This is a genomic window from Nonomuraea sp. B19D2 (assembly GCF_040137845.1).
GTDB lineage: Bacteria > Actinomycetota > Actinomycetes > Streptosporangiales > Streptosporangiaceae > Nonomuraea.
This window is the reverse complement of the sequence record NZ_JBEFAK010000055.1, coordinates 53,581-59,958: the sequence shown is the minus strand read 5'-3', so window position 1 is coordinate 59,958 and position 6,378 is coordinate 53,581. Positions and strand designations below refer to the sequence as shown.

The 6,378-nt window shown below is 66.9% G+C and carries 10 protein-coding genes; 1 reads left to right on the top strand and 9 read right to left on the bottom strand.

Translation table 11 applies throughout. The annotated features are described in order from the left end of the window. Window positions 1-47 precede the first annotated feature (47 nt). The 9 genes from ABN273_RS51140 to ABN273_RS51100 all read right to left on the bottom strand — a co-directional run bounded on the left by ABN273_RS51140 (window position 48) and on the right by ABN273_RS51100 (window position 5,363). Window positions 48-200: a hypothetical protein gene (locus ABN273_RS51140; RefSeq protein WP_349456965.1), complete on the bottom strand. Its 153-nt coding sequence runs from the start codon at window positions 198-200 to the stop codon at window positions 48-50. Next, window positions 197-496 carry a hypothetical protein gene (locus ABN273_RS51135; protein ID WP_349456964.1) on the bottom strand — a complete coding sequence of 100 codons (300 nt, stop codon included), beginning with the start codon at window positions 494-496 and terminating at the stop codon, window positions 197-199. The genes ABN273_RS51140 and ABN273_RS51135 overlap by 4 nt, the downstream gene beginning before the upstream one ends. After that, complete coding sequence (locus ABN273_RS51130; protein WP_349456963.1) at window positions 493-771, bottom strand: hypothetical protein; 279 nt, start codon at window positions 769-771, stop codon at window positions 493-495. The genes ABN273_RS51135 and ABN273_RS51130 overlap by 4 nt, the downstream gene beginning before the upstream one ends. Further along, complete coding sequence (locus ABN273_RS51125) at window positions 771-1,076, bottom strand: HU family DNA-binding protein (RefSeq protein WP_349456962.1); 306 nt, start codon at window positions 1,074-1,076, stop codon at window positions 771-773. Before ABN273_RS51125 ends, ABN273_RS51130 begins: the two co-directional genes overlap by 1 nt. Before the next feature lie 36 nt (window positions 1,077-1,112). Next, window positions 1,113-1,700, bottom strand: a complete 588-nt coding sequence (locus ABN273_RS51120; RefSeq protein ID WP_349456960.1) for a hypothetical protein — start codon at window positions 1,698-1,700, stop codon at window positions 1,113-1,115. A 69-nt stretch (window positions 1,701-1,769) separates the two neighbouring features. Further along, window positions 1,770-3,467, bottom strand: coding sequence for a recombination directionality factor (locus tag ABN273_RS51115; RefSeq protein WP_349456959.1), 1,698 nt, complete (start codon window positions 3,465-3,467; stop codon window positions 1,770-1,772). Further along, window positions 3,467-4,567: a hypothetical protein gene (locus tag ABN273_RS51110; protein WP_349456958.1), complete on the bottom strand. Its 1,101-nt coding sequence runs from the start codon at window positions 4,565-4,567 to the stop codon at window positions 3,467-3,469. The genes ABN273_RS51115 and ABN273_RS51110 overlap by 1 nt, the downstream gene beginning before the upstream one ends. Further along, window positions 4,564-4,905, bottom strand: a complete 342-nt coding sequence (locus ABN273_RS51105) for a hypothetical protein (protein WP_349456957.1) — start codon at window positions 4,903-4,905, stop codon at window positions 4,564-4,566. The genes ABN273_RS51110 and ABN273_RS51105 overlap by 4 nt, the downstream gene beginning before the upstream one ends. A 38-nt stretch (window positions 4,906-4,943) precedes the next feature. Next, window positions 4,944-5,363, bottom strand: coding sequence for an excisionase family DNA-binding protein (locus tag ABN273_RS51100; RefSeq protein ID WP_349456956.1), 420 nt, complete (start codon window positions 5,361-5,363; stop codon window positions 4,944-4,946). A 353-nt stretch (window positions 5,364-5,716) separates the two neighbouring features. Between ABN273_RS51100 and ABN273_RS51095 the strand changes: the two genes are divergently transcribed. Continuing rightward, window positions 5,717-6,097 carry a hypothetical protein gene (locus ABN273_RS51095; protein ID WP_349456955.1) on the top strand — a complete coding sequence of 127 codons (381 nt, stop codon included), beginning with the start codon at window positions 5,717-5,719 and terminating at the stop codon, window positions 6,095-6,097. The last annotated feature ends 281 nt before the right edge of the window (window positions 6,098-6,378 follow it).

The following is a 6,378-nucleotide window of genomic DNA, read 5'->3' as shown; positions in this document are numbered from 1 at the left end:
CTGATCAGGCCCCCGCCGTGATCAGCGCGCCCCACCACCGGCTGTCCTTACTGGAAGCCGACCTGCAGATACCTGTCCGGAGCCGGGGTGCTCTGCTGGACGGCGCGGTCGTCTGGGGTGCTGGCCAGGACCCACCAGAGGATGGCGAGGGCCACAATGGCGAGCAGCACGCCCACGGCGACGTAGATCAGCGGCTTCATCCGGCGACCTCCTTGGCGGCGGTGCCGGCCGCGGCCTCGATCCCGAGGACCTGGGCGAGGGTCCACTCGCCGACCAGCGTCGTCGACTGGATGTCGCCGCAGCCCGCGCACCGCCGGAGCACGGCCGTCTGGACCGGCCCGAACGGCAACACCTTCGTGTACGAGACGGCCACCGGCGATGGCTGGCACTGATGGCGGCGGCTCGCGCTGGACGCCAAGTAGCTGAACACGACGAGCCCGCCCAGTACGGCGATCACGGCGCCGAGGATGACGCCCGTGTCGGGTGCTCCGATCACTGCGCAACTCCAACCCTGCCGCTGTCGGCGAGAGCGGCAGGGCCGCCCTCCTGGTCTCCCAGGAGAGCAGCCACCACCTCGACGGTGAGGTACGCCCGGCGCGGCTCAAGCGCCTGCTGGAGGGCGGTGATCGTCGGCAGTTCGACGTCTTCCTGGCCGATCTGCCACAGGATCGTGTCGTGGACGTCTCTGGCGTACGCGGTGAACGTCCGCCGCTGGGCGTCCCACGCCGCGTAGACCCGCAGCCTGCCCCACCCTCGGAACTCGTGGTGCATCAGTTCGTCGGCCTCTGCGTCTGCTGGATCAGGCCGAGGAAGCCCTGCCCAACGGTGAACTTTGGCTTCCACTTCTCGGGCACGGAGACCTCTGCGCCGGTGCTGGGGTTCCGTGCGGTGCGGGCCTCCTGGTGGACCAGGGTGAAGCTGCCGAAGTTCGTGAACTGTACCTTGTTGCCCTTGGCCACCTCCTGCTGGATCGCGTACACCGTCGCCGTGACGGCCTTCTTCGCGTCCTTCGCCTCGAGGCCGGTCGCTTCCGCGACGATCGCGGCGATGTCCTTGAGATTGCGGTTTTCGCTCATGTGTCCTTCTCTCGTGCTTTGTCGTTGTGCTGGGGGTCAGTGGCTCGGTGTGGACGCAGGGGGCCGGGCGGGCGGGTTGAACGCGGCCGTGCTCGGCATGGGCGCGCGACTGTCGTGGACGAGCTGCAGAGCGGTGGTCTTCCCGGCCGGACCCTGCGGGGGGTCGACGACGGCGAGGCCGTGGCCCGCGCACTTCGGGCACCCGTGCCCGTTGCAGTTCTGGCAGGGCGGGTTGTCGACCCGGTAGCAGGGCGCGTCCTCCCGGTGCACGGTGTATGGCGCGGACGTCTCGCCGCACATGCACTGCTTGGGTGCGGTGGCCTTAGGCTGCTCAGCCCCGGCCTGGGGCTGCGGAGCCGCGACCTGGGTGTGAGCGGCGGCCAGTCTGCGCTGCTCCACCTGGTTCTCCAGGAATGCGATGCGGGCCTGCACGTCGCGGTAGGCGTGCTCAGCGGCAGCCGCGACCTTCTGGTAGATGGCGGCGTTCTCCTTCAGCTCGGACAGGTCGGTGGTCGACGTCGGCAGCCGGTACGCGCCGATCGACAGCGCCGCCTCCAGCTCGTAGCGGATGTAGCCGATGCGGTCGAGGCCGAGATGGTCGGACTCCACGTACAGGGGTCGCATGAGTTTCTCCTTGAGGGTTGGGGTCCCGGCCCTGGGTACGGGCCGGGGCGAAGGGAGTCAGTTCAGGGCCTACTCGGCGCGGGCTTCCTGGATCTGGGCGAGCGTGGCGTCGTAGGTGTCGAAGTCACCGCTGGCGGCCTCCAGGACGTCGATCGCGTCCTGTACCTGCTGCGGGGTCGGCGGGGCGGACGTGTCCACGTTGGCGCCGGTGATGATGCTGATGTCCCGCAGGACCTCGTCGCGGTCCTGGATGCCGAGTTGGCCGAACAGGTTCAGCATGTGGGCTCGGCGCGCGGCCGGGTCCTGCTGCTGGGCCTGCTGGGCGGTGGCCTGCTTGGGCTTGCTGGGGTTGGTGATCGGCATGGTCTTCAGGCGTGCCATCACCAGGTCGGCTTCGCTCTCGGTGAGGTCCGTGGTGGACTCGATGGGCGGGCCGCCCGCCCGCTTGACGGTCTCGTTCAGCCATTCGGCCTTGGCTGCCTTGTTCGCCGCGGTGCTGCCCCTGCCGGTGTGCGGGGTGATGCCGCGCTCGCCAATCATGATGTTGAGGCGCGTCAGACGCTCCTTCGCGACCGGCGGGTCATCGACCACGTCGGCGTCGACGATGTCTCCGTCCTCGATCTCGTCTGCCGGCGGCACCACGACGTCGTCCGCGCTGCGGCCGGCGGGCGGCTGCACGGGCGCGGCCTCTTCGTCGGTCGGGGCCTCGGGGGGCTGGATGTGCTTGAGGAACTTCTCCAGCTCGGCGGCCGTGGCCTCCTCGATGCTGCGGCCTCGGGAGAAGTCCGCGAACTCGCCGTGCAGCGCTTCCATGTCGCCACCGGACCAGGCGGTGACGACCGCCTTCCACGCCTCGGTCAGCCGGTCGATCTCCTTGGCTCGCTTGGCCGCTTCCGCCTCGATCTCCGCGCCACGAGTCGTCCACGCGTCGCGGTCGGCCTTGGCCTGCCGCCACAGCTGGGTCACGGTCTCGCGGGTCTGCGCGGCGCGGATGGCCGTGATGTAGTCGGTCTGGTCGGGCTTGCCCGACTCAATCTCCAGCCGGTCCTCCGACGCCCCGGCGCCGAGTTCGGCGTGCTCGGGCGCGGCGGCCATGATGCGTGAGGCGGCCTGCATGGCGTTCATGCCCCGGATCGCGATCTCAACCTTGGTGTACAGCTTGAGCTTGCCCTTCTCCCGAGCCTTGCCGGGGACGAGCCAGATGCTGACCGGGAGCGCCACCTTGTCGCTGAACATGCCGCGCATCATGTCGACGAAGCCAGGCAGCTCCGCCCCGGCGTTCGCTCCCTTCGTCTCTAGCAGCCACGTCCCGATGTCCTGGATCTCCGGGATCCAGAGGTTGAGGCGGGTGTGCAGCTTGCACGCCGCGTCCTTCGGCGCGTTCTCCCAGAACCGCGGTCCCCACTGCGCCTTGCAGACGCAGGGCCGGCCCAGGTTCGCGACGGTTTCGCCGTCGCAGCGGGCCTGCTTGCCGCCTCGGCTCCACTTCTCGTACGCCTGGTCAAGGGGGTCACGGAGGGGCGGAATGATCGCTTCGAGGGACGTCAGCTCGGGGTTCATCAGCCGCCACTGCATGCCGCCGTCGCCCTGCGGCTTCCACTGCTCGACCTCGCCGCCGTAGATGTCGGCCATCTGCCGGATGAAGTGCTCGAACTCGCTCGTCGGGATGAAGAACTCGCTGGCCTTCGGCCTGCCCTCGTACGTGCCGAGACGAATACGGCCGATCGTGCGGAGCCGGTACTGCAGGTCCTTGATGCGCCCGCCCATCAGGCTGCCTCCTCCTCGATCTCGTCGGTGTCGTCGGTGGGGTCGTCGTCGACCAGGGTCAGCGGCTCGCCGATCACGTTCTTGGCGAGGCCGGTGTTGAACTCCGCAACCTTGCGGATGGTCTGGAACACCTCGTACATGTCATCGCCGCACCGGGCCGGGTAGAGGTTGTAGCCCTCCGGGCGCAAGTGCAAGATCACTCCGATGTCGTGCCGGGGCGGCAGCTTGATCCGCGTGCCGTCGCGCAGCCACCCCCACGGGGCGGCCCGGTACGCGCTCATCTGCAAGCCGGCCTCCGGGTACACGCCATGCACGTTGCCGTCGTACGTGGTCCCGTTGAGGGTGCCGCCGGTCTTGGTGTCGCCCGGGAAGATCGTGTCCTCGGGGACGCCGAGCTTCCGCGCGAGCGGCCGGGACCGGAACAGGTAGTCGAGCGTGCCCGCGTAGCCGTCTTCGTAGTGGGCGACGACCATCTCCGACGCCTCGAAGTCGATCTCCCACTCGGCGACCCACTGGTTGAAGTGGGAGATGTACGGGCGCAGATCCGGGTTGGCCAGCAGCCGCACCGGCGCGGGCTCACCCAGGATCTTGCACTCGACCAGCTTGTGCACCGCAGAGCCGACGTCGGCCCGCTCGTCCTTGCGCCGGTTCGGCTCCTGCTTGAGCCAGTTGATGAACTCGTCGCGGCCTTCCTCGGTGCGGGCGGCTTCCAGCATCGCGAACACGTTGTCCATCGCGGTCTCGGCGGTGACCTTGGCCGCCCAGTAGACCAGCGCCTCGTGCGCGCTGCCCTGGTTGAGGATCGTCGTCACCGACCGCAGCAGCACGCCGGACGAGGGGTCCTTGTAGAAGCCCGACTTCGAGCGGCGCGGGATGCGCGCGGTCAGGATCGGAGCGCCGGAACCCTTGCAGGGCAGCACGTCACCCTTGTTGACCTTGTGTTTGCGGATCGTGCCGCCCTTGTTGACCTTTTGCGGCTTCCCGCACTCCCCCGGGCAGAGGAAGACCTCGGGGAACACCGCCTCTGCGGCCTGGTCCCAGTCATCGGAGCCCTCCGGCTCGGCCAGCTCTTGGACGGCGGCGGCGGCGAGTCGGGTCACCTGCTGGTCTCCATTTCGTACATGACCTGCACGTACGGCTTCGTCTGCTGGCCACCGGGCCATGGGATCTTCCGGGGCTCGTCCGCTTCGACGCTGACGATCACGCCGCGCGCGACGCTGATCAGGTTGTCGGCGTGCAGGCCCGCGTCCTTGGTCGAGTAGCCGTCTTCGATGAGCAGGCCGATGAGGAGCTTCCGTAGCGGGGCGAACGATGCGCAGGTCATGTGCTGGGCGGCGTGCATGGCCACGACGGCGAACGTCCGGTCAAACCGCAGGTCTGAGCCCTTTGACGGGGTCGCTTCTTTATCGCTAGCTAAAGTGCTTGCGTCAACGGTCATGGTCGTGTGGTCTCCTATGTGTGGTGCTGGCGGGTTGGTCACGAGACGGTTTGGGTGGACCGTCTACGTCGGGGGGGTGTGTCGACACCCTCGACCAGAGCAAGCGTGACCTCCGCCTCGTTGATGCGTGCGGTGAGGTCCGCCAACTTGGTCTCCGCGTCCTGTATGGCCCGCCGCGCTTCGGCGAGTTGCTGCTCGGCGGCCGTGAGCTGTCGGGGGGCGAAGCCCTGCAGCAGGTACTCGGCCAGCAGCGGCCGCGGGATGCGATATCCGCGCTTTCCGGTGCGGATATAGCTGAGCCGGTTGTCCTGCAGGAGGTAGAGGACGGCGCGGTTGGTCACTCCGAGGACCTTTGCGACCTGCCCGACTTCGAGCATCTGCTCATCGTCTGGTACAGCGGCGTCGATGAGGTCGCCGACGATCTGCTCCGGCGTCGTTGCCGTGTTTCCGCTGGTCATTGGCACCTCCCGAGTGGTTTGTGATCTTTGTTTTGAAGATCAGCGAACTTCGAGAACGACACTACCCGGTTGTTCGCGAAAGGCAAGCTATTTCGCGAAATTTCGCGAATTGAGAGAAGTTACGTAGCGTGACGTATCTTTCGCGAAAGGTGTGCGCGTTCGCGCAACGACTGATACGGTGACGCCGTGCAGCAAAAACAGAAGCCCACCGCAAGAACCGAAGGGGTCAGGCCGCTATGCCGCATCCGTCGCCGCGAGACGAAGCCCACCTCCCATCCGACGCCGCCCTCATCCAGCGCCTACGCACCGACCGAGGACTCGAAGGCCCCCTGAGCGTCGCCCGATGCGCCGAGATGCTGGGCACCTACACCACTAAGCCGTTCAGTGACCGCTCCTGGTCCGCGTACGAGCAGGGCAGAAGGGCCATCCCCGACCGGGAGTACGTCCTCATGGCCCTCGTCGTCGGCGCGACCCCGGATGACTTGAAGGCCGTCGGCCGCGACAAAGCCGCCGAACTCTTGGCCCAGGAGCTCGACCGGCGCCGCGCGCCTGCACTGAGCAGTGCATCCGATCGGACGATCAAGCGGATAGAGCGCGCCATTGCGCAGATCCAGGCGATGCCCTTCAGCCAGGACACCCGCGACGGGATGGTTGCGGCGCTGATGCAGCACGTAGAGAACCTGCTCGATCTGCAGGAGAAGCAGTTGGACATCATGCGTCACGAAACGCCGTGACGTTACGGATTGCCGACGTTACGGATTACTAACGCCGTTACATTACGGACACCAAAAACTCTGTAAATCCAGATGGATTCCTGACAACCAAACCTATGCGGTACGCGTCATGGCCTGCCAATCAGGCACTTTACACACCTACACTGTGGCAAACGCGTCTAGATTCTGTCTACATGGCCGACATTAGCCATGACGAGTTTCGGTCATGATTTTCCCTAGACGAATACGGTTCGGAAGCTTTACTACTAGATGTCGCCGTTCCACGGCCGTCAGCGGGGCCC

Excerpts from the sequence above, each read along its gene's own strand:
- ABN273_RS51140 (WP_349456965.1), bottom strand. The coding sequence starts at position 200 with ATGAAGCCGCTGATCTACGTCGCCGTGGGCGTGCTGCTCGCCATTGTG.
- ABN273_RS51100 (WP_349456956.1), bottom strand. The coding sequence starts at position 5,363 with ATGACCAGCGGAAACACGGCAACGACGCCGGAGCAGATCGTCGGCGAC.
- ABN273_RS51125 (WP_349456962.1), bottom strand. The coding sequence starts at position 1,076 with ATGAGCGAAAACCGCAATCTCAAGGACATCGCCGCGATCGTCGCGGAA.
- ABN273_RS51105 (WP_349456957.1), bottom strand. The coding sequence starts at position 4,905 with ATGACCGTTGACGCAAGCACTTTAGCTAGCGATAAAGAAGCGACCCCG.
- ABN273_RS51115 (WP_349456959.1), bottom strand. The coding sequence starts at position 3,467 with ATGGGCGGGCGCATCAAGGACCTGCAGTACCGGCTCCGCACGATCGGC.
- ABN273_RS51095 (WP_349456955.1), top strand. The coding sequence starts at position 5,717 with ATGCTGGGCACCTACACCACTAAGCCGTTCAGTGACCGCTCCTGGTCC.
- ABN273_RS51120 (WP_349456960.1), bottom strand. The coding sequence starts at position 1,700 with ATGCGACCCCTGTACGTGGAGTCCGACCATCTCGGCCTCGACCGCATC.
- ABN273_RS51130 (WP_349456963.1), bottom strand. The coding sequence starts at position 771 with ATGCACCACGAGTTCCGAGGGTGGGGCAGGCTGCGGGTCTACGCGGCG.